Consider the following 18,961-nt stretch of genomic DNA (forward strand, 5'->3'; position numbering starts at 1 on the left):
AGCGACGCGTTAAAGCACCACTTTGACCATCGGATGGCCGGTCAGCGCGCGATAGATATCGTCGAGATGCTCGCGGCTCGTGGCGCGCACCGTGACGGTCAAGCCCGTATAGTTGCCGCCGCTGGACGGCCGCGTTTCGACGCGCGACGCGTCGACTTCGTTGTCGAACTGGCGGACCACCGCGACGATCGTCTCGGCAAACTCCGGATGCGATTTGCCCATCACCTTGATCGGGAAATCGCACGGAAAATCAAACAGTGAGTCGTTCGCGGGATTCATTTTCCACTCCTTGCTGCGCTTGTTGCGCGGTTTGCGCTTCTTGCGCCTGCTTTGCCTTGGCTCGCTGATACGCTGCATACAGCGCCGCAAAGACCGCGCCCGGCTTGCCTGCGCCGACCGGCTGGCCGTCGAGCCGCGTGACCGGCAACACTTCCTTGGTGGCCGAGCTGACGATGATCTCGTCGGCCGCGCGCAATTCGGCTTCGGTGATCTCGCGCGCTTCGAAGCGGATGCCGCATTCGGCTGTCAGCTCTTCGATCAGACCGTAGCGTATGCCTTCGAGAATCTTGTGGCTGCGCGGCGGCGCGTACAACACACCGCCCTTCACCATCCAGACATTCGACGACGACCCTTCGGTCAGCACGCCGTCGCGAAACTGGATCGTCTCGAACGCATCGTTTTCTGCGGCGTATTGCGCCATCAGCACGTTACCCAGCAGCGACACCGACTTGATGTCGCAATTGAGCCAGCGACGATCCTCGGCGCTCACGCAATGCACGCCCTGCGCGGCGTCCGGCAGATGCAGCGGCGTGACCATCACGAACACGGTCGGCTGGATGCCAGCGGGAAACGCGTGGCCGCGCTTCGCGACGCCGCGCGTCACCTGAATATAGGCAAGCGCGTCCTGATCGGCGCGCAAGCCGCCGTGCGTCTGGTTGGCCGCGACCACGCGGTCGATCAGGTCACGCCAGCCGGCGTCGTCGAACGGATTGGCGATGCCGATCTTGCCGACCGAGCGGGCAAGGCGAGCCAGATGCTGCGCGAGGCGAAACGCGCTGCGGCCGCCGGCATGCGCGTAAAGCGGTGCGACTTCGTAAATGCCGTCGCCGAAAATAAAGCCACGGTCGAGCACCGGCACGCGCGCTTCGGACAACGGCACCAGCTCGCCGTTCAGATAAACGATCGGCTCGGGCGATACATCGGAAACAGCGGTCATCGCGGTCGGGCTCTTACTTTTTCTTGTTGAACATCAGCATCAGCGAATCCCACACGCGGCCGACCACACCCGCTTGCGGCACGGCCTGCAAGGCGACCACCGGGAATTGCGCGAGCACCTTGCCGTCGGCGACCAGCTTCGCGGTGCCGACCTGCTGACCGTTCGCGATCGGCGCAACCAGCGGATCGATCTGCTCGATCTGCGGCTTCGCCTTGTCGCCCATGCCCTTCGGCAAGGTGATGTACTGGTCGCTCTTCACGCCGATCTGCACGCTGTCCAGCGTACCCTTGTAGACGCGCGGCGTGCCCACCACCTGGTTCGCCTTGTACAGACGCACGGTGTCGTACGCGGTGTAGCCGTAGTTCAGCATCTTCAGGCTGTCCTGCACGCGGTCGTGTTCCTTGGTCTCGCCCATCATCACCGAGACCAGACGGCGCGACGCGTCGGTCGTGCCCGGCAGCGAACGCCTGGCGCTCGCAATCAGGCAGTAGCCCGCGCCTTGCGTGTGACCGGTCTTCAGGCCATCCACGGTCGGGTCGATCCACAGCAGGCGATTGCGGTTCGGCTGCTTGATCTTGTTGTACGTGAACTCCTTGACCGAGAAGATGTTGTAGTAGTCGGGGTAGTCGCGAATCAGACGCGCCGACAGCACCGCGAGGTCGCCCGCCGTCGTGTAGTGCTGCGGATCGGGCATGCCGTTCACGTCGGCGAAATGCGTGTTCTTCATGCCGAGGCGCTGCGCTTCGGTGTTCATCATGTTGACGAACTGCGCCTCGCTGCCGCCGACCAGTTCGGCCAGCGCAATCGCCGCGTCGTTACCCGACTGGATGATCATGCCGTACACCAGATCGTGCACGGTCACCGGCTTGTTCGCTTCGATGAACATGCGCGATTCGTCGTTGCGCACGCGGCGTACCGCTTCGCCCGGCATCACCGTCTGGTCCATCGTGATCTTCTTCGTCTGCAGTGCTTCGAAGACGAGATACGCGGTCATCAGCTTGGTCAGCGACGCCGGTTCGACGCGCTCGTCGGCATTGCCGGAAGCGAGCACCTGGTTGCTGGTGGCGTCGACGAGCACCCACGAGCGCGCGTTCACGCCGGGCGGTGGCACCTGCGCGAACGCGGTGCTGGCGACGAGGGTCGCCGGCAACACGATGCCGAGGGCGACAGCGCGGCTAAGCTTGACGGGAACGAAGGAAGCAACTGACGGGAATGACGTGCGGCCGGTGGTGGAGAAACGCATAGGGTCGATTCGTGCGGAAAATAAATCGCGCAGGGCGCATTGTTTGGAAGAGCCGGTCGGCGGGCAGCTGGCCGTAAAACGGCGCGGCGCCCATTGGACTTCCGGCGACGCGATCGGTTCGCGCAGCACGCCCCGCACCCGGCACCGCTGCGCGCGAAACGACGCCACGCGACGCGCGAACTGCCGGATGGGCGGCACTGCGCCCAAAAAAGAGCGCTCATTATACGCGCGCAATTTCAGCAATCTTGTGCAAGGGACGGCGATTAATTTGCGTTTGCGCGCACCTGTACCCCGGAAAACGCGCACAACGCCCGCACCGCCAGGCTCAGCGCCACGCGTCGAGGATGATCCGCTTCAGAACGTGCAGCTTGCGATGCAGGAAATGTTCCGCGCCCGGAATCACGACGACCGGCAATTCCTGCGGACGCGCCCAGTCGTAAACGGATTGAATGGGAACCGTCTCGTCGGTCTCGCCGTGGATCACGAGCGTGTTCTGCGGCACGGGCGCCACCTCCCAACGGCTCGCGGCGGTGCCGACCAGCACCATCCGCTCGATCTCCTGACCTTCTTCGCGCAGTTGCGCGGCCACATGCGACAGCACGAAGGTGCCGAACGAAAAGCCCGCCAGCACGAGCGGCAAATCGCCCTGCCCGGCTTCGGCGCGCATGTGATCCAGCACGGCGCGCAGATCGTCGCGCTCGCCGATGCCCGCGTCGTGCTCACCTTGTGTCTGGCCGACACCGCGAAAATTCGAGCGATACGTCACGTAGTTCAACTGCACCAGCGTGCGGGCGAGTGTCTGCGCGACCTTGTTGTCCATCGTGCCGCCGAACAGCGGATGCGGATGCGCCACCAGCGCGATGCCGCGCGGCGGAGTGCCGTTCTCGCGCAGCTCGTCTGGCAGATCCAGCGCGACCTCGATCTTGCCGACCGGGCCGTCGATCAGATACTTCTTCGTGTGTACGTTCATGGCGACGCTTATTGATCGATTTTCAGACGCTCGACGATCTTGCCGTTGGCGAGATGGGAGTCGACGATCTCGTCGATGTCGGTTTCGTCGATGTACGTGTACCAGACGCCTTCCGGATACACGACGAGCGTCGGGCCGAGCTCGCAGCGATCGAGGCAACCGGCCTTGTTGATGCGCACCTGGCCGGGGCCGGCGAGGCCAAGTGTCTTCACGCGTTTTTTCGCGTACTCCTGCATCTGCTGCGCATTGCAGTTTGCGCAGCTCGGGCGATCGGCGCCGGGCTCGCGTTGATTGACGCAGAAAAACACGTGGTACTTGTAGAAGGAATCCATGATGTCCGGTGGGAGACTGTAAGGATGGGCCCGTGGCCCTGTGGGCGCGGCGGCGCGCCTGTCGTGCGACGATTATAACGAGCGGTGCCAGCAGTCGCCGGCATCGGCTGCGGCGAATGGCGCACTTCATGCGCACTTCAAGTGCAGGTCAAGCCTGCTCCAGGTGTGCTTCAGGTGTGCTTCAGATGCGCCTAAGGTGCGCTTCAGGCCTGCGTCGGACGCCGCTTCAGCCACACCTGTTCGACCGCGAACGCGAGCCATACCAGCGCCGCGTACGGCCAGATCCACGCGAGCCATTGCGCGAGCCCGTTGAAGTGCAGATAGCGCCCTTGCCGCCAGTCCGCCAGCACCACGTCGAAATACGGATTCACCGGCAGCAGATTGACGAACACCAGCGCGACCACCAGCGCCATGCCCGCGAGCGCCGCACGCGAGCGGCGCCGCCAGCGCAACGCAACGAGTGCCATGACGGTACCGCACACGAGTCCCGTGAGCGCGCCGGGGGTCGCCCAGTCAAAGGCGAGACCCGATTGCGACTGCAAAAACGTGGCGCCCGCCTTCACGCACAAAGCCGTCACGATAAACATGAGCAACAGACGCACGCGCGGCGCATGGCGGCGCACCGTCAGCGACGCGAGCGCGAGCGCGGCGAACAGGTTGAGCGTGGTGATGACTGCTTCCCACGCGCCGTCGGGCAGCCACGCGGCGACCCATGCCGGCCACGCGCCGACATGCCAGGTTGGCGGCGTCCATGCGAGCAGTGCGTCCTGGGTCGTCGAATCGAAACGCAGCCAGAGCGCGTGCGGCCAGTTGCCGAGACCGAACATGCGCGGCGCCGGATACATCGTCGCAAACGGCCACGCGGCAACCAGGCACGCGAGCGCCGCGCGATCGCGCTCGAACCACAGCAGCCGCAAGCGCCTCAGCAAGCCGCGATCGAGCAGCGCGCCGGTCGCGGGCGACATGATCGCCGCGCCGAGCAAAGCGCCGAGCGCATTGGCAGCGAGATCGAGATTGGACGCGACGCGCGTCGGCAGATAGGTTTGCACGGCCTCCATCACGCCCGACAGCAGCCCGCCGAGCACGAACGCCAACCCGACCGCCAGCGGGCCGCGCCAGCGCGGATAGACGGCGAGCACCACCAGCGCGCCGAACGGCATATAGCCGAGCACGTTGGTCACGACGTCGAACGCCGTCAGGTACTGCGGCATCGGATCGAACAGATAGGCAAACGGCGCGAGGCCAAGCGACCGCCAGCCCGAAAACGGATACCAGGAACCGTAGACGATCAGCGCCGCATACAGCAGCAGCGCTTGCCGCGCCAGCACCGACGGACGGCGCAGCCAGGCTCGTTCGCTCATGCAGCGCTCCGTCGCGTGCGCTGCGAGCCCGTCATTGCGCGGCGACCTGGGCCTGCGCGCCGAGCCACGCGACGATCTGCGCGACGAGGTCGTCGCTGGCCGTGGCGAGCGCCTGCGCGCCGCCGGCGGCGTCCGCCGAACTGGCCGGCGCGCGCTCGCTGAAGGTGCGCTGGCCGATCACCTTGCCGCCCTGCGTGAGCGTGGCACGCGCGGTGATCGCCGCGTGGCTTTCCGACTGGCTGTCGAAAACCTGCTCGAACTCGGTCAGATCGACTCTCAGCACCGGCGCGGCCACCCCGTCCGCACCCGTCAGCACGGTGCCGCGCGAACTGAGCGCGCCACGCAGACGCTGGGTCAGCAACTGCGACGGCATCATGGTCCAGTGGCTATTCGCGTAGGCCGCGGTCTGCTGCGCGTGGGCATAGCTGAGCCGGTAGATCAACCGGTCCGATTCCAGCATGCCGGGGGCGCTCACGTCGAGCACCTTCACCGCCGGCAACGTACCTGCCGACGCCACCGGGACCGGCGGCCCGAAGTCGTAGCGGATGTCAGAGAGCGCCGCGGACGTGCCCGCGCAGCCCGCGGCCAGCACGCCGAACGCGAGCAGCACCGCCAGCGCGGCACGCGAGCACAACAGCCGGTGAATCGAGCGTGACATGTGAGCGTTCCTTTCTTCAAACCATCAGGTTCATCGGGCGGCGCCGGCAGCGGGCCACGTAAAGCCGGACTCGCCGGGGCCGGGCGCCTCGCGCGGCGCGCCGAACAGCACACTGCGCGGACTGGTGCTGAACGTGTCGGCGGCGCGGTCGACCGAGCGGGCCGCGGAGCGCGCGTCTTCGGCGAGCGAATTGACACGCGGCAGCGTGTCGTAGCCGAGTCGTGTCGTCAGGTCCTGCAACGAGCCGTTCATCGCCGTCAGCGCGTTGCCCGCCTGTTGCGCGGCGGCGCCGACCTTGTTCAGGTTGGTCTCGAGCGGGCCGTTCGGGCGGCTCAGGCTGGTGACCAGCTGGTTGGTCGACGCCAGCGTGCGATCCAGCTGGTCGATCGTGCCGGGCAGCTTGCCGGCGGCCGGCGTCATCTGCTGGGTCAGCCTGGCAATGCCGTCGGCGGCTTCATGCATGCTGGCGAGCGTGCCGTGCAGCTCGGCGACCATCTCCGGCGACAACACATTGTTCACATCGTCGGTGACTCGTTCGAGCTTGCGCAGCAGAATGTCGCCGCGCAGCTGCAGTTGATCGAGCAGGCCGGGACGCATCGGCAGCTGCGCCACCTGATGAATCGACGACGCCAGCGGCCGCGGATCGCGCCCCGTGTCATCGAGTTGAATGAAGGCGATCCCCGTCACCCCCTGGAGTCCGAGGCTGCCGAAGGTCGAATGAGTGATCGGCGCGTGCATATCGACGAGGATGCGCACCAGAATCTGCCCCGGATGGCTCGGGTCGAATTTGATCGACTGCACCTTGCCGACGTCGAGCCCGCGAAAGCGTACTGCGGCATCGGCAAACAGTCCGGTCACGTTGGTGCGCGCGATCAGATCGTACGGCACCCGCACGGCCCGGTCGACATTGAACAAAAACGCCGTCACGGCGATGGCCGCCAGCAGGACGATCGTGAAGAGTCCGGCCCAGAAGGCGTGGGATTTGTTTTCCATGGTCAGGTTCCCTGGTTCACAGCGGCAGTCCGGAAGGCGCCGACTCGAGCGCCGCACGCGGCAGCCTTGCGCGGCGCTCCGGCGGCAACGCCTGCAATGCGCGGCGTCCGCGCAGGCCGAGGAAATATTCGCGGATGAACGGGTGGTCGACTCCCGCCGCCTCTTCGACCGGCGCGGCGACCAGCACCTTGCGATCGGCCAGCACCGCCACGCGCGTGGATAGCGCGACCATCGTGTCGAGGTCGTGCGTGACCATCACCACAGTCAAACCCAACGCGCGATGCAGCCCGGAGATCAGTTCGACGAATTCTTCGGACGCCTCAGGGTCGAGCCCGGCGGTCGGTTCGTCGAGGAACAGCAGCTCGGGTTCGAGCGCGATCGCGCGAGCAATGCCGACCCGCTTGATCATCCCGCCCGAGAGCGCCGCCGGCATCTTCGACGCATGCTTGCACGGCAGGCCGACCATCTCGAGCTTGAGCATCACGATGTCGCGCAGCAGGTCCTCGGGCACCTTGCCGAGTTCGCGCACCGGCTGCGCGATGTTGTCGAACACCGACAGCGACGAGAACAGCGCGCCACGCTGGAACAGCATGCCGGAGCGGCTGCGCATCAGCAGCGCGGTTTCCGGCGAAATGGTCGCGAGGTCCTCGCCGAACAGCTTGATGGTGCCGGACGAGGGCCGCTCCAGACCGAGCATCTGCCGCACCAGCGTGGTCTTGCCGGAGCCCGAGCCGCCGACGATCGACACGATCTCGCCGCGCCGCACGTCCAGACTCAGATGCTGATGCACGATGGTGCGGCCATAGCGCTTGGTGATGTCGATCACTTCGATCACCGGCTCGGCGATCGAGGGCATCGGGTGGCCGCGAACGGCCTCGGTGAGTGGCGCGGTCATCCGAGCCCCACTTTCTGGAAGAGGATCGCGAACACCGCGTCCGCGAGAATCACGATGGTGATCGAGGTCACCACCGAACTGGTCGTGCCTTCGCCGAGACTCTGCGAATTGGCCTTGATACGGAAACCAAAATGACAGCCTACGATCGCGATCAGCATGCCGAACGCGACACCCTTGCCGAGGCCGATCCACAGATTGGCGATCGGCACGACGTTGGGCAGTTGTCGCGCGAAGAAGCTCATGTCGATGCCGAGCACGACCTGGGCGGCGAGCGCGCCGCCCGTCAGCGCGATGACGTTGGTCCACATGACCAGCAAGGGCATCGCCACGCCGAGCGCAATCACGCGCGGCAGGATCAGCCGCAGGCCGTGCGGAATGCCCATCACGCGCATCGCGTCGAGCTCCTCGGTCACGCGCATCACGCCGATCTGCGCGGTGATCGCCGAGCCCGAGCGGCCCGCCACGAGAATCGCCGAGAGCACCGGGCCGAGTTCGCGAATCACCGCCAGTCCGAGAATATTGACGATGAACTGGTTCGCGCCAAACAGCCTCAGCTGCTGCGCGGACAGATAGCTGAGCACGATGCCGATCAGGAACGCGACCAGCGCGGTGATCGGCAACGCCCGCGCCCCCGCGTTGTAGACGTTCGCCGAGATCTCGGTCCACGGCGTCATGACGGGCTTGCGCACGATCGTCAGCAAATCGAGCACGAAGCGCCCGAGCATGGCGACGCCGCCGTACAGATGCTCGATGAACGAGAAGATTGCGAGGCCGAGGCGCGTAAACGGGTCGAACTTGACGACCGGTTCGGCCCTCTCGCGCGCCGTGTCGAGCAAAGCGATACGCTCGAAAATGTCGCGCTGGGTATCGGTGAGCTCAGTGTCGGGCGGCATCTTGCGGCCCCACACGCGCCACAGCGCCTGGCCGCCGACGTGGTCCATCCTGTCGATGCGCGACAGGTCCCACTGGCCGATGCCCTGGGCGCCGGTCAGCGAGCGCAACTGCGGGATCACGTGCCCGGTGTCGCGGTCGCGCGCAAGCGCGAGCGCCGTCCACTGGCCCGACAGACGGACGATCTTGCCTTGGCTGCCAGCCGCGACTTCAAGGCCGGGCGGAGTGTCGTAGTTCAAGGATCGCGAGAATCTGATGATCGGATTAGGGGCAATTGTAGCGAACGCGCGGCAGATGAGCCGTGCTCAAAACGCCGTCGAGGTCGCTATCGCTACAATATCCGCTATGAACGCCTCCAGGACTCCCCCCAAGGCCGCCGCGGTTGCAACCGGAACCGACTGGCGCATCGACCGCGAGCGCGCCGTTGCGCTATTCGGCCCGCACGCGCATGACTGGCCGATCGAAATCGTCGAGGAAACCGGCTCGACCAACGCCGACCTGATGGCCCGTGTCAAAGCGCTGCCGCGCAAAGCCGGCGCGCTGCCGCGGCCGATCGTGCGGGTCGCGTATCTGCAAACCGCCGGCCGCGGCCGGCGCGGTCGTCCGTGGTATGCGGAGCCCGGCAATGCGCTGCTGTTTTCCGTGGCGTGCGTGCTGCCGCGTCCGCTCGAAGGGCTGGCGGGCCTGAGCCTCGCGGTCGGCGTCGCGCTGGTCGACGGGTTGCGCTCGCTGCCGGTCGCCGGTCCCGGCCAGATCGCGCTGAAGTGGCCGAACGACGTGCTGCTCGAAGGCGACAAGCTGGCCGGCATCCTGATCGAAACCGCGTGGAGCACCGAGCACGCGAGTGCCGTGGTGATCGGTATCGGCACCAACGTGAAGGGCGCCGACGAGCTCGCCGCCAAGGTCGGCGCGCACAACGCCGAGGTGCCGCCGCAGGCGCGCGGCACCGTGCCGACCGCGCTGCAACGCGCGCTGCCCAACGCCAACCTGACCGACACGCTCGCCGCCGAACTGAACGCGCTCGAACCCGCCTTGCAGCGCTTCGGCGCCGAGGGCTTCGCGCCCTTCCAGGCGCGCTGGAACGCGGTGCACGCCTACGCGGGCCGCGAAGTCGTACTGCTGGAACAAGGCGAGGAACTGGCGCGCGGCGTGGCAGCCGGCGTCGACGAACGCGGCCAACTGCTGCTCGACACCGCCGCCGGCCGCCAGACCATTGCGACCGGCGACGTCTCGCTGCGTCTGGCCGACGGTGCCGCATGACGAGCAGCGCGCCTTATCTGTTGATCGACGCAGGCAATAGCCGGATCAAGTGGGCGCTCGTGCGTGCGGACCGCACGCAGCTCGCGGCCGGCGCATTGACACATGGCGGCGCCGATCAACCGGACTGGTCGAACTTGCCGAAGCCGGGCAGCGCATGGTTATCGAATGTTGCCGGCGAAAGCGTCGCCGCGCGGGTCGCCGCGCTGCTCGACGCGTACTGGCCGCAACTGCCGCTCACGACGATCCGTGCGTGCGCGCAGCAATGCGGCGTGACCAATTGCTACACCACCCCGCACGCGCTCGGCAGCGATCGCTGGGCCGGCATGATCGGCGCGCACGCGGCGTTTCCCGGCGAACATCTGCTGCTTGCAAGTTTCGGCACGGCGACCACGCTCGAGGCATTGCGCGCGGACGGCTGCTTTATCGGCGGGCTGATTGCGCCCGGCTGGACGCTGATGATGCGCTCGCTCGGCGAGCACACGGCGCAACTGCCGACGCTCGACGCAGCCGCCGCACGCGGCCTGCTCGATGCCGACAGCGCGCCGGCCGCGTCGCGCCGCGGCCCCTTCTTCGCCACCGACACACCGCGCTCGCTGTCCGCCGGATGCACGCTGGCGCAAGCCGGCCTGATCGAACGGATGTGGCGCGACTTGCAGGATGAGTGGCAGGTGCCGGTGCGGCTCGTGGTCAGCGGCGGCGCCGTGGATGAAGTGGCGAGCGCGCTCAAAGTGCCGCATACTCGCCACGATTCGCTCGTGCTGTCCGGCCTCGCGGTGATCGCCGCCGAGCACGCGGCGCAACACGGCGCGTGAAGCGCGGCCCTGCAAACAATAACGGTTCAACTTCTTCTGGACGGGACATCCAATAATGCTTCGCTGGCCGATCGCCATTCTGTTTCTTGCCAACATGCTGGCATTCGTCGCGGTGCGCGGCGTATTCGGCCCGTCGCCGACGGCCGGTGGCCGCGAGCCTAATCACCTGAACCGGCAGATTCATCCGGAGTGGTTGCGAGTGCAGCCGGTCTCCGCTGCCGAAGCGGTCGATCAGGCGGTCGTCGGCGGCCCGGCGCCCTCAGCGCCGATCGCGGCGTCGGCGTTGCAGTAGTTGCGGTAGTTGCAGCAGCGAGGAAGTTTCGAGCGGACGACGGCGCCGGCGCCATCGCGTCACGCGATACCTCAACGCTATGCGCTCAGCGGCAGTCAGCCCTGCGTGCGGACCTTCTTTAGCAGGGCGGTGGTCGAGCGGTCGTGCTCGAACGGAATGGCCAGTACCTTGCCGCCCCAGCCCCGCACGATGGCCGACTCGGGCAACACGTCCATATCGTAGTCGCCACCCTTGACGAGCACGTCCGGCCGCAGCGCCGAAATCAACTCGACGGGCGTCTGCTCGCCGAAACAGACCACATAGTCGACGCTTTCGAGCGCCGCCAGCAACGCCATCCGGTCGGCCTCGTTATTGATGGGCCGGTCATCGCCTTTGCCAAGCATGCGCACCGACGCATCGCTATTCACGCCGACGATCAGGCAAGCGCCCAATGCCCTCGCATCGGCCAGATACGTCACGTGCCCGCGATGCAGGATGTCGAACACCCCGTTGGTGAACACCACCGGCGCACTCAACGAGGGACGCAGTTGCACCAGTGCACCGCGCGTCAGAATCTTGCGTTCGAAAATAGCAGCCATGACAGAGTCGGAAAGAGAAAAAAGCCGTCACGATACACGGCGCGCGCCATCAAGCAAAACGGTCCGGCAAGCTCGCGCCCGCCAGACCGTTTCCCATACCGTAGACCTGTTCGCAGCAGACGCGCCAAAGCACATCTGAAGCCGCGAACCCGGATCACGAACTCAATCTCGTCAAGCCGGTTGTTCAGCCGACTTCTGCTCCGCCTGCAAGCGCGCCACCACTTCCTTGCGATAGCGGTTCAGTTCCTGCGCCGTGTTGAACGTGCGCTCGAACAGGATCGACAGGTTATGCAGGATGCGCTCGACTACCTTCTTTTCCCAGCCGTCGTCGAAACGGATCTGCTCGTCGAGCCAGCGCTCGAGCCACTCCGGGTCCGGCAGACGCGATTGAATCGTGTCGCGCGGGAACAGCGCCTGATTCACGTGCAGGTTGGTGGGGTGCAGCGGCTTTTCCGTGCGGCGCGCCGATGCCATCAGGACACCGATCTTCGCGAACGCGGCGCGTGCGATGTCGCCGGTTTGCGCCATCGCTTTCTTCATGTAGCGCAGATATGCGCCGCCATGACGCGCTTCGTCGCGCGAAATGGTTTCGTAGATATGCTTGATGACCGGCTCCGTGTGCCATTCGGCCGCGCGGCGATACCAGTGATTCAGACGGATTTCGCCGCAGAAATGCAGCATCAGCGTTTCGAGCGGCGGCGCCGGATCGAACTCGAAGCGCACCGCATGCAGCTCTTCTTCGGTTGGGACCAGTTCCGGCTTGAAGCGACGCAGATACTCCATCAGCACCAGCGAATGCTTCTGTTCTTCGAAGAACCACACGCTCATGAACGCGGAAAAATCGCTGTCGTGATGGTTGTCACGCAGAAACATTTCCGTGGCGGGCAGTGCCGACCATTCGGTGATCGCGTTCATCTTGATCGTCGCGGCCTGCTCGTCGGTCAAGAGCGATGCATCGAACTTGTCCCAGGGAATGTCTTTCTCCATGTCCCATCGAACGGATTCGAGCGATTTATAAAGTTCCGGATAAAGCATGGTGTTCATAGTCCCACCCCTGTTCTGCGCATACTGTGTGTGTCTGTCACTGCTACGTGTAGCACTTTTTTGCTCACGACGAACGAACGCCCTGCTCGTCGGCCAACATTGAATTTTACGCGGTAATCGGGCGCCCAGATGCACTGTGCGGCAAGAAGTCCGGCATTTTTGCGCCAGCGCGGCTAACCGTCAGTTATGCGCAACGAGGCCAACCGTGGGTGAGGGATGTCCTATGCCTGAGGTTGAGCCAGTCTGCGATGAAAACCGCACCGCCCAGCCCTGCACCGGTGGTACCGGCGGCAAACGAAGCAAGGGCGGCTGGATTGGTTGTTTTCAGCGTACGCCCAAAAGCCAAGTAAAGCTTACACGATGATAGCACGCTGATTTCGCCGATTCGCCGCTCCGACAGCCGCAAGTCCGCTGCCCGCTTGACCTCTCTCAATAAAGCGCGCGATCGCGCAGTGTGACGGGCAATTGGGGGCAAAACCATGACAAGCGGCGAATTATTCATGTGGTGTCGCACCGGAATGCGAGGCTTCACACCTTGGCGCATGGCTTGCCCCGCCGCCTTGCAGCCTCGTCTCAAGCTGGCTTTTTCGCGGTCGACGCGTTCACATTCGCGCCACTCGTGCGTTTCGCGGCCGTCGATGCGCGCTTCGCCGCGGGTCGCTTGGCGGCAGGCCCGGCGCTTTGAGCCGGCGCACGCGGCGGGTCGGTCGCTGCCGCGGCGCCTGAGCTGGCGCCGGGATTACCGGACCCCGCGGGCTTCGCTGCATCCGGCGCCGCGCCGGTTGCAGCGCCGCTCGCCGCCGCAGCCGCCGCCGGCTGCGTCATCGCGAACTGGGCGATCTGGTTGAACTGCGATTGCAGCAAATTCCACCATGCGGATGCGTCGAACGCAGGCGTAGCGGGCGCTTGCGTTTCGCCGTTGGCCGATGCAGCAGAAGCAGCAGAAGCAGCGCTGTTAGCGGGAGCCGCGGCTTCGGCGGCCGGCGCCGTCCGATGCGGCCAGCCGCTCGCTGGCGCGGGACTCGGCGCGGCGGACGCCGCGGCCGGTTGCGCCATCGACGACTGCGCGAACGCGCCAAACGCGCGCAGGGTCGCGACCGTTGCGCGCTGCACCTCGAGCGCCTGAATCGCGGACTGCAGCATGCTCAGATTCAGCTTGAGCCATTGCTCGACCGCGCGCATGTCGGTGATGCGCTTGTCGAGTTCCTCGACATTGGTGAGCGGCGCCATCATGTCGGACATCATCGACAGCGGCGGTCCGAGACCGCTGCCCGGTTGCCCACCGGTCAGCGCGGAGCCGAACGGCGAGAGTCGCATCATGTCCCACATGCGATCGAGCATTTCAGCGGGCGGAAAACCTGGAAAGCCGGGAAAGGGCGGCGTGGTGTCAGTCGTGTCGGTCATGTGTGTCGCCTCGCTGCATAAGGGGATGGAATGAGCGCCGTGCCGCACGCGTTTGCTTCGATCATACCGTGCGCGGCATGCGTTCAGGACTACTCGTCGCCTGCCGTATCAGCGCCGGACGATGGCTGCGGCTGTGCACGCCAAGGGTCGGCCGCGCCGAAATCGGGCGCGCGCCGCTCGCGCAGCGAATTCACGCCTTCACGCACATCCGGGCCGGCGAAGCCCATGAATTCCAGCGCGAGTGACGTATCGAACGCCGGTCCCGCCGACCGCAGCCAGTTGTTCAACGCATATTTGGTCCAGCGAATCGCCGTTTGCGAGCCGTTGGCCAGTTTTTGCGCCACTTCGAACGCTTTGGGCAGCAGATCGTTTGCGTCGACGGCCAGCGACACGAGGCCGATACGCTCGGCCTCTTCGCCGCTCACCGGCTCGCACAGCATCAGGTAGTACTTGGCCTTCGCCATACCGCACAGGAGCGGCCAGACGATCGCCGCATGATCGCCGGCGGCCACACCCAGACGCGTGTGACCGTCGATGATGCGCGCCGTCTTCGTCGCGATGGAAATGTCGGCGAGCAGGCCGGCCACGAGTCCCGCGCCGACCGCCGGACCGTGCATCGCCGAGACCACCGGCTTGCTGCAATTGATCACGTTGTAGACGAGGTCACGCGCCTCGCGCCACACTCGTGCGCGCACATCGAAGTCGCTCGCCATGTCTTCGACCAGTTGCAGATCGCCGCCAGCCGAAAAGCCCTTGCCCTCGCCGCGAATGATCGCGACCCGCGTGTCCGGGTCGCGATCGATGTCGCGCCAGATCTCGGCGAGTTCGAAGTGCATCCGCGCGTCGGCGGTGGCGAGCCCACTTTTGTTCGCGCCCTCGCCGCTCATCACGACTTCGAGCACGCCATGCGGATGCCGATGCAAGCGCAGCGACCGGTAGTGAGCGTAATAAGCGTCGTTACTGTGTGGTGCCTGTGGTGCCTGAGACATGATGAGCCATCCGTGTATCGCTGAATCTGTTGAACCGGGGCCGTGTCGAACGGCGCATGCATCACGACTTCAACGCGACTGATAAACCCACTTCGCATTCCTGATTTCGACCATCACGCGCGCTCGTTGATCGAGCCCGAGATGGTCGGTGGCACTCATGTTGACCACGCCGTTGGTGTCCGCGAGACCGGGCGTCGCTTCGAGCGCGTCGCGCAGCGCGCGGCGGAATTCCGGCGTGCCCGGTGCGCCCGCCTTCAGTGCCAGCGGCACGGCATGGTTGAGCAAGGCGCCCGCATCGTACGTGTATGAGCCGAACGCCGAGACGCTGCCCGGTCCGCGCAGCGCCTCGAAGCGCGCGATGTAGTCGAGCGCGAGGCGCTTCGCGGGATGATCCGCCGGCAATTGCGCGGCCACCAGCACCGGGCTCCCGGGCAGGAAGGTGCCGTTGCAATCGGCGCCGCACACGCGCAGGAAATCGTTATTGCCGACGCCGTGATTGTGATAGATCAAGCCTTTATAGCCGCGCTCGCGCAGCGTTTTCGGCGGCAGCGCGGCAGGTGTGCCGGCGGCGCCGACCACCACCGCATCGGGATGGGTCGCGAGGATTTTCAGCACCTGGCCGGTCACGCTCGGGTCGGTGCGATTGAAGCGCTCGCTCGCCACCATGTCGATGTGATGCAGTTGCGCGAACTTCGCGACTTCGGCGTAGAAGGTCTCGCCGAGCGCATCGGCCTGGCCGATGAACGCGATGGTTTTGACGCCATGCGTGCTCGCGTGTTCGGCGATCGCCGACGCCATCATCGCGTCGGTCTGCGGGGTCTTGAACACCCAGCGGCGTTTTGCATCGACCGGCTCGATGATTTTCGCCGACGACGCCAGCGAGATCATCGGCGTCTGGCCTTCGGCGACGACGTCGATCATCGCCAGCGAGTTCGGCGTGATCGACGAACCGATGATCGCGTCGACGTGATTCTCGGAGATCAGCTTCTTGGTGTCCTGCACGGCCTGGGTCGTGTCGGACGCATCGTCGAGCACGATGTATTCGACGCTCTGCCCGCCGATCTGTTTGGGCAGCAGCGCGACGGTGTCGCGTGCGGGAATACCGAGCGACGCGGCCGGCCCGGTCAGCGACAGCACGAGGCCGATCTTGACCTGCGCGAACGCTAGCGCGGGCAACGCGCCTGCAAGCGCCGTGCATAGCATGACGGCGCGACGCGCGAGCCGGCCACGCGCTCTGCTCATACCCGGGCTCGCGCTCTGACTCGCGCTCACGCTCGACGCGCTGGCGCGTCGGCTGCCAGATTCAACGGACTCCCATTGCGGCATGCTGTCTCCTCACGTCGGTTATTCGTTTTGATGTGCTACCGATGTTCTGCTCACGCGCCGCCGCGCACGAGTCTCGATATGCTGCGGCGCGCGGCCACTCCAGCCACTCCGGCCATGCCGCCGCGCCAGTCAGTGTAGCCGCGCGCCGTGGCAGCGGCATCGGGCGAAACCCTTTCGATTCGCACACGATTCGCACACCGCAAGACTTGCGCGCGGCTGGCGCCCAGGCCTCGGGCCTCAGCACGCACGCCGCACGCCGCATGCCGCCCATCAGCAAGGCTTCAATCCAGCGGCGCGATGCTCTGGTCGATCGAACCGAAAATCGATTTGCCCGCTTCATCGAACATTTCGATCTTCACGGTATCGCCGTATTTCATGAACTCGGTTTGCGGTGCGCCGTGCTCGATGGTTTCGAGGCAGCGCTTCTCGGCGATACAGCAGTAGCCGCGCTTTGCGTCCTTGTTCGACACCGTGCCCGAGCCGACGATGGCCCCGGCGCGCAAGTTGCGCGTTTTCGCTGCGTGCGCGATCAGTTGGCCGAAGTGAAACACCATGTCGGTGCCGGCGTCCGGCTGGCCAACCTTTTTGCCGTTCCAGTGGACGATCATCGACCGGTGCACGCGGCCTTCGCGCCAATGTTCGCCAAGCTCGTCGGGTGTGACCGCGACCGGCGCGAACGAGGTGGCCGGCTTGCTCTGAAAAAAGCCAAAGCCCTTCGCGAGTTCAGCGGGAATCAGGTTGCGCAGCGAGACGTCGTTGACGAGCGTGATCAGGCGCACGCTTTTGAGCGCCTGGTCGGGCGTGGCGCCCATCGGCACGTCGCTGGTGATCACGGCGACTTCCGCTTCGAAGTCGATGCCGAACGCTTCGGACGCGCACGGCACATCGTCTTTCGGGCCGATAAAGTCGTCGCTGCCGCCCTGGTACATCAGCGGATCGGTCCAGAATTCCGGCGGCATCTCCGCGCCCCGCGCACGCCGCACCAGTTCGACATGATTCACGTAGGACGAGCCGTCGGCCCACTGGAATGCGCGCGGCAGCGGCGCCATGCATTCGCTCGCGTCGAACGCGAAGGTGTTGCGTGCGCGGCCCTGATTGAGCGCGTCGTACAGCTCGTGCAGTTGCGGCGCGTAGAAGGCCCAGTCGTCGAGCACGCGCTGCAACGTGGGCGCAATCGCGTCGGCGACGGCCGCGGTGTGCAAGTCGCGAGACACGACGATCAGTTGGCCGTCGCGCGTGCCGTCCTTCAGCGTGGCAAGTTTCATAGAGAAGTGAACCGTGGTAGTGACGATGGAGGGAATCTATTTTACGATGGTGAATCGGCGTAGCCCAAGCGGACGTCGGGGTGGCACACGCGCACGCCGGCAGTGCAGCACCGGTTTCGGTTGCAGTGCCCGATGGCGGGCGCGGTGTGTCGGCGCGGTGGCTCGGCCCGGTGGCTCGGCCCGGCTCGGCCCGGCTCGATGCGGTTCGATGCGGCTCGATGCGGTTCGCGAACCGCACGGTCCGGTGCCGCTCGCGAGCAACGCCATCACGCGCCGCAGCCTATTTCTCTCACCGTCTTTTGAACGCGCCCCGTGCGCCTCGCTCATGTCTTCAACTGTCCGCTCCGGCACGACCCGAACGCACGCCGACAACACCCGCGCCGACCCGCTCGATGCCCCTGACGCCGACGACAACAACGACAGCCTCGAGGCCGGCGACGAGAAGTTGCGCTCGGGCATCCAGTCGATCGAGGTCGGCTTCAGATTGCTCGACGTGCTGACCCACGAGCCGCGCGCAATGATGCTGCGCGATCTCGCGCAACGCGCCGGCATGAGCCCGGCGAAAGCGCATCGTTATCTGGTGAGTTTTCTGCGACTCGGAGTCGTGGCGCAGGACCCGCTGTCGGGTCGTTATGAACTAGGCGGCTTTGCATTGCAACTGGGGCTCGCGCGCCTGGCTCGCGTCGACGGCGTGAAGCTCGCGCGTATCGCGCTCGCCGAACTGCGCGACCGGCTCGATCTCACGGTCGGCATCGCGGTCTGGGGCAACCAGGGGCCGACCATGGTTCACTGGATGGAATCGAGCTATCCGGCGAAGGCGTCGCTGAAACTCGGCGACGTGATGCCGCTGCTGAGTTCCGCCACCGGCCTGCTGTTCGCGGCGTATCTGCCGGCGAGCAAGACCGCTGCGATGCTCGAACGCGAGCTGGCCGACTCGCGCCGCTCGGCGCATCACGGTGGCCCGCGCACGCGGGAAGAAGTCGACGCGCTGCTGGCCGAGGTGCGGCGGCACGAAGCGGCGCGCGTGGAAGGCATGTTGCTGCCCACCATCCACGCGTTCAGCATGCCCGTGTTCGACTCGACCGGTGAACTCGCACTCGGCCTCGTTGCGCTCGGTCATGAAGGCGCGTTCGATATCCGCTGGGGCGGCGAGATCGATACGGCGCTGCGCGACTGCGCGCAAAAGCTCTCGTATGAGCTGGGGTATAGTGCCGCGCCGCGTCACGAAAGTGAATGACGCGATGCGCTGGGTGCGATTCGGTCGCCGGCGCTCGAACGTGCAGTCGGCGATGTTGCGCTGCGTGTGGTGTTCTACGCGGTGGTTTGCTCGTGGGGTTTGCGCGTGCGGCTTGCCCGTGTTATCACCGGGAGGAACATCGCGCGCAACCAGGCGGTCGAATCCGTTCGCCGCTGCTTTCGCGTGTGTGCTTTA

At 65.6% G+C, this 18,961-nt stretch carries 20 protein-coding genes; 4 read left to right on the forward strand and 16 right to left on the reverse strand.

Annotated features, from left to right (window positions below; translation table 11 throughout):
- Positions 1 to 9: 9 nt before the first annotated feature.
- The 10 genes from BN2475_RS05220 to BN2475_RS05265 all read right to left on the reverse strand — a co-directional run bounded on the left by BN2475_RS05220 (position 10) and on the right by BN2475_RS05265 (position 8,798).
- Complete coding sequence (locus BN2475_RS05220; RefSeq protein WP_094778488.1) at positions 10 to 279, reverse strand: DUF493 family protein; 270 nt, start codon at positions 277 to 279, stop codon at positions 10 to 12.
- Complete coding sequence (locus BN2475_RS05225; RefSeq protein WP_094778489.1) at positions 251 to 1,216, reverse strand: D-amino acid aminotransferase; 966 nt, start codon at positions 1,214 to 1,216, stop codon at positions 251 to 253. The genes BN2475_RS05220 and BN2475_RS05225 overlap by 29 nt, the downstream gene beginning before the upstream one ends.
- A 13-nt stretch (positions 1,217 to 1,229) precedes the next feature.
- Positions 1,230 to 2,459 carry a D-alanyl-D-alanine carboxypeptidase family protein gene (locus BN2475_RS05230; RefSeq protein ID WP_094778563.1) on the reverse strand — a complete coding sequence of 410 codons (1,230 nt, stop codon included), beginning with the start codon at positions 2,457 to 2,459 and terminating at the stop codon, positions 1,230 to 1,232.
- 325 nt (positions 2,460 to 2,784) lie between these two features.
- On the reverse strand, positions 2,785 to 3,429 hold the full coding sequence (locus BN2475_RS05235) for an alpha/beta hydrolase (protein ID WP_094778490.1): 645 nt from the start codon (positions 3,427 to 3,429) through the stop codon (positions 2,785 to 2,787).
- Between the two features lie 8 nt (positions 3,430 to 3,437).
- Entirely contained in the window at positions 3,438 to 3,761 is a 324-nt protein-coding gene (locus tag BN2475_RS05240) for a (2Fe-2S) ferredoxin domain-containing protein (RefSeq protein WP_094778491.1), read from the reverse strand.
- 203 nt (positions 3,762 to 3,964) lie between these two features.
- Positions 3,965 to 5,122, reverse strand: a complete 1,158-nt coding sequence (locus tag BN2475_RS05245; protein WP_094778492.1) for a VanZ family protein — start codon at positions 5,120 to 5,122, stop codon at positions 3,965 to 3,967.
- 31 nt (positions 5,123 to 5,153) lie between these two features.
- Entirely contained in the window at positions 5,154 to 5,780 is a 627-nt protein-coding gene (locus BN2475_RS05250; RefSeq protein ID WP_094778493.1) for an ABC-type transport auxiliary lipoprotein family protein, read from the reverse strand.
- 30 nt (positions 5,781 to 5,810) lie between these two features.
- Entirely contained in the window at positions 5,811 to 6,773 is a 963-nt protein-coding gene (locus tag BN2475_RS05255) for an MlaD family protein (protein WP_094778494.1), read from the reverse strand.
- Between the two features lie 16 nt (positions 6,774 to 6,789).
- Positions 6,790 to 7,668 (reverse strand): ABC transporter ATP-binding protein, encoded by an 879-nt coding sequence (locus BN2475_RS05260; protein ID WP_094778495.1) that lies wholly within the window; start codon positions 7,666 to 7,668, stop codon positions 6,790 to 6,792.
- Positions 7,665 to 8,798, reverse strand: coding sequence for an MlaE family ABC transporter permease (locus BN2475_RS05265; protein ID WP_094778496.1), 1,134 nt, complete (start codon positions 8,796 to 8,798; stop codon positions 7,665 to 7,667). The genes BN2475_RS05260 and BN2475_RS05265 overlap by 4 nt, the downstream gene beginning before the upstream one ends.
- A 106-nt stretch (positions 8,799 to 8,904) precedes the next feature.
- Here BN2475_RS05265 and BN2475_RS05270 point away from each other — a divergent pair, with 106 nt between their 5' ends.
- Genes BN2475_RS05270 through BN2475_RS05280 form a run of 3 tightly spaced genes read left to right on the forward strand, consistent with a single transcriptional unit; the run spans position 8,905 to position 10,923 of the window.
- Entirely contained in the window at positions 8,905 to 9,819 is a 915-nt protein-coding gene (locus BN2475_RS05270; protein WP_094778497.1) for a biotin--[acetyl-CoA-carboxylase] ligase, read from the forward strand.
- A complete protein-coding gene (locus BN2475_RS05275) occupies positions 9,816 to 10,631 on the forward strand; it encodes a type III pantothenate kinase (protein ID WP_094778498.1) in 816 nt (271 codons plus the stop codon). Before BN2475_RS05270 ends, BN2475_RS05275 begins: the two co-directional genes overlap by 4 nt.
- A gap of 55 nt (positions 10,632 to 10,686) precedes the next feature.
- The gene (locus BN2475_RS05280; RefSeq protein WP_094778499.1) at positions 10,687 to 10,923 is read left to right on the forward strand and encodes a hypothetical protein; all 237 of its coding nucleotides are present in this window, start codon (positions 10,687 to 10,689) and stop codon (positions 10,921 to 10,923) included.
- A 95-nt stretch (positions 10,924 to 11,018) separates the two neighbouring features.
- On the opposite strand, the gene rfaE2 is transcribed toward BN2475_RS05280, so the two are convergent.
- The 6 genes from rfaE2 to BN2475_RS05310 all read right to left on the reverse strand — a co-directional run bounded on the left by rfaE2 (position 11,019) and on the right by BN2475_RS05310 (position 17,529).
- Positions 11,019 to 11,501, reverse strand: coding sequence for a D-glycero-beta-D-manno-heptose 1-phosphate adenylyltransferase (gene rfaE2 / locus BN2475_RS05285; protein WP_094778500.1), 483 nt, complete (start codon positions 11,499 to 11,501; stop codon positions 11,019 to 11,021).
- A 171-nt stretch (positions 11,502 to 11,672) separates the two neighbouring features.
- Positions 11,673 to 12,545: a ferritin family protein gene (locus BN2475_RS05290; RefSeq protein ID WP_094778501.1), complete on the reverse strand. Its 873-nt coding sequence runs from the start codon at positions 12,543 to 12,545 to the stop codon at positions 11,673 to 11,675.
- Positions 12,546 to 13,118: 573 nt separating this feature from the next.
- A complete protein-coding gene (locus tag BN2475_RS05295) occupies positions 13,119 to 13,949 on the reverse strand; it encodes a PhaM family polyhydroxyalkanoate granule multifunctional regulatory protein (RefSeq protein WP_094778502.1) in 831 nt (276 codons plus the stop codon).
- Positions 13,950 to 14,038: 89 nt separating this feature from the next.
- Positions 14,039 to 14,938, reverse strand: a complete 900-nt coding sequence (locus BN2475_RS05300; protein WP_094778503.1) for an enoyl-CoA hydratase/isomerase family protein — start codon at positions 14,936 to 14,938, stop codon at positions 14,039 to 14,041.
- 69 nt (positions 14,939 to 15,007) lie between these two features.
- Entirely contained in the window at positions 15,008 to 16,180 is a 1,173-nt protein-coding gene (locus tag BN2475_RS05305; RefSeq protein ID WP_425435473.1) for an ABC transporter substrate-binding protein, read from the reverse strand.
- A gap of 365 nt (positions 16,181 to 16,545) precedes the next feature.
- A complete protein-coding gene (locus BN2475_RS05310; RefSeq protein ID WP_094778505.1) occupies positions 16,546 to 17,529 on the reverse strand; it encodes a fumarylacetoacetate hydrolase family protein in 984 nt (327 codons plus the stop codon).
- A gap of 325 nt (positions 17,530 to 17,854) precedes the next feature.
- Here BN2475_RS05310 and BN2475_RS05315 point away from each other — a divergent pair, with 325 nt between their 5' ends.
- Complete coding sequence (locus tag BN2475_RS05315) at positions 17,855 to 18,766, forward strand: IclR family transcriptional regulator (protein ID WP_094778564.1); 912 nt, start codon at positions 17,855 to 17,857, stop codon at positions 18,764 to 18,766.
- Positions 18,767 to 18,961: the final 195 nt, after the last annotated feature.

The sequence above is a fragment of the Paraburkholderia ribeironis genome (genome assembly GCF_900019265.1).
Lineage (GTDB): Bacteria > Pseudomonadota > Gammaproteobacteria > Burkholderiales > Burkholderiaceae > Paraburkholderia > Paraburkholderia ribeironis.

What these genes read in the sequence shown, in the direction of transcription:
- BN2475_RS05220 (WP_094778488.1), bottom strand. Translation starts at nt 279, where the DNA reads ATGAATCCCGCGAACGACTCACTGTTTGATTTTCCGTGCGATTTCCCG.
- BN2475_RS05225 (WP_094778489.1), bottom strand. Translation starts at nt 1,216, where the DNA reads ATGACCGCTGTTTCCGATGTATCGCCCGAGCCGATCGTTTATCTGAAC.
- BN2475_RS05230 (WP_094778563.1), bottom strand. Translation starts at nt 2,459, where the DNA reads ATGCGTTTCTCCACCACCGGCCGCACGTCATTCCCGTCAGTTGCTTCC.
- BN2475_RS05235 (WP_094778490.1), bottom strand. Translation starts at nt 3,429, where the DNA reads ATGAACGTACACACGAAGAAGTATCTGATCGACGGCCCGGTCGGCAAG.
- BN2475_RS05240 (WP_094778491.1), bottom strand. Translation starts at nt 3,761, where the DNA reads ATGGATTCCTTCTACAAGTACCACGTGTTTTTCTGCGTCAATCAACGC.
- BN2475_RS05245 (WP_094778492.1), bottom strand. Translation starts at nt 5,122, where the DNA reads ATGAGCGAACGAGCCTGGCTGCGCCGTCCGTCGGTGCTGGCGCGGCAA.
- BN2475_RS05250 (WP_094778493.1), bottom strand. Translation starts at nt 5,780, where the DNA reads ATGTCACGCTCGATTCACCGGCTGTTGTGCTCGCGTGCCGCGCTGGCG.
- BN2475_RS05255 (WP_094778494.1), bottom strand. Translation starts at nt 6,773, where the DNA reads ATGGAAAACAAATCCCACGCCTTCTGGGCCGGACTCTTCACGATCGTC.
- BN2475_RS05260 (WP_094778495.1), bottom strand. Translation starts at nt 7,668, where the DNA reads ATGACCGCGCCACTCACCGAGGCCGTTCGCGGCCACCCGATGCCCTCG.
- BN2475_RS05270 (WP_094778497.1), top strand. Translation starts at nt 8,905, where the DNA reads ATGAACGCCTCCAGGACTCCCCCCAAGGCCGCCGCGGTTGCAACCGGA.
- BN2475_RS05275 (WP_094778498.1), top strand. Translation starts at nt 9,816, where the DNA reads ATGACGAGCAGCGCGCCTTATCTGTTGATCGACGCAGGCAATAGCCGG.
- BN2475_RS05280 (WP_094778499.1), top strand. Translation starts at nt 10,687, where the DNA reads ATGCTTCGCTGGCCGATCGCCATTCTGTTTCTTGCCAACATGCTGGCA.
- rfaE2 (WP_094778500.1), bottom strand. Translation starts at nt 11,501, where the DNA reads ATGGCTGCTATTTTCGAACGCAAGATTCTGACGCGCGGTGCACTGGTG.
- BN2475_RS05290 (WP_094778501.1), bottom strand. Translation starts at nt 12,545, where the DNA reads ATGAACACCATGCTTTATCCGGAACTTTATAAATCGCTCGAATCCGTT.
- BN2475_RS05295 (WP_094778502.1), bottom strand. Translation starts at nt 13,949, where the DNA reads ATGACCGACACGACTGACACCACGCCGCCCTTTCCCGGCTTTCCAGGT.
- BN2475_RS05300 (WP_094778503.1), bottom strand. Translation starts at nt 14,938, where the DNA reads ATGTCTCAGGCACCACAGGCACCACACAGTAACGACGCTTATTACGCT.
- BN2475_RS05305 (WP_425435473.1), bottom strand. Translation starts at nt 16,180, where the DNA reads ATGAGCAGAGCGCGTGGCCGGCTCGCGCGTCGCGCCGTCATGCTATGC.
- BN2475_RS05310 (WP_094778505.1), bottom strand. Translation starts at nt 17,529, where the DNA reads ATGAAACTTGCCACGCTGAAGGACGGCACGCGCGACGGCCAACTGATC.
- BN2475_RS05315 (WP_094778564.1), top strand. Translation starts at nt 17,855, where the DNA reads ATGTCTTCAACTGTCCGCTCCGGCACGACCCGAACGCACGCCGACAAC.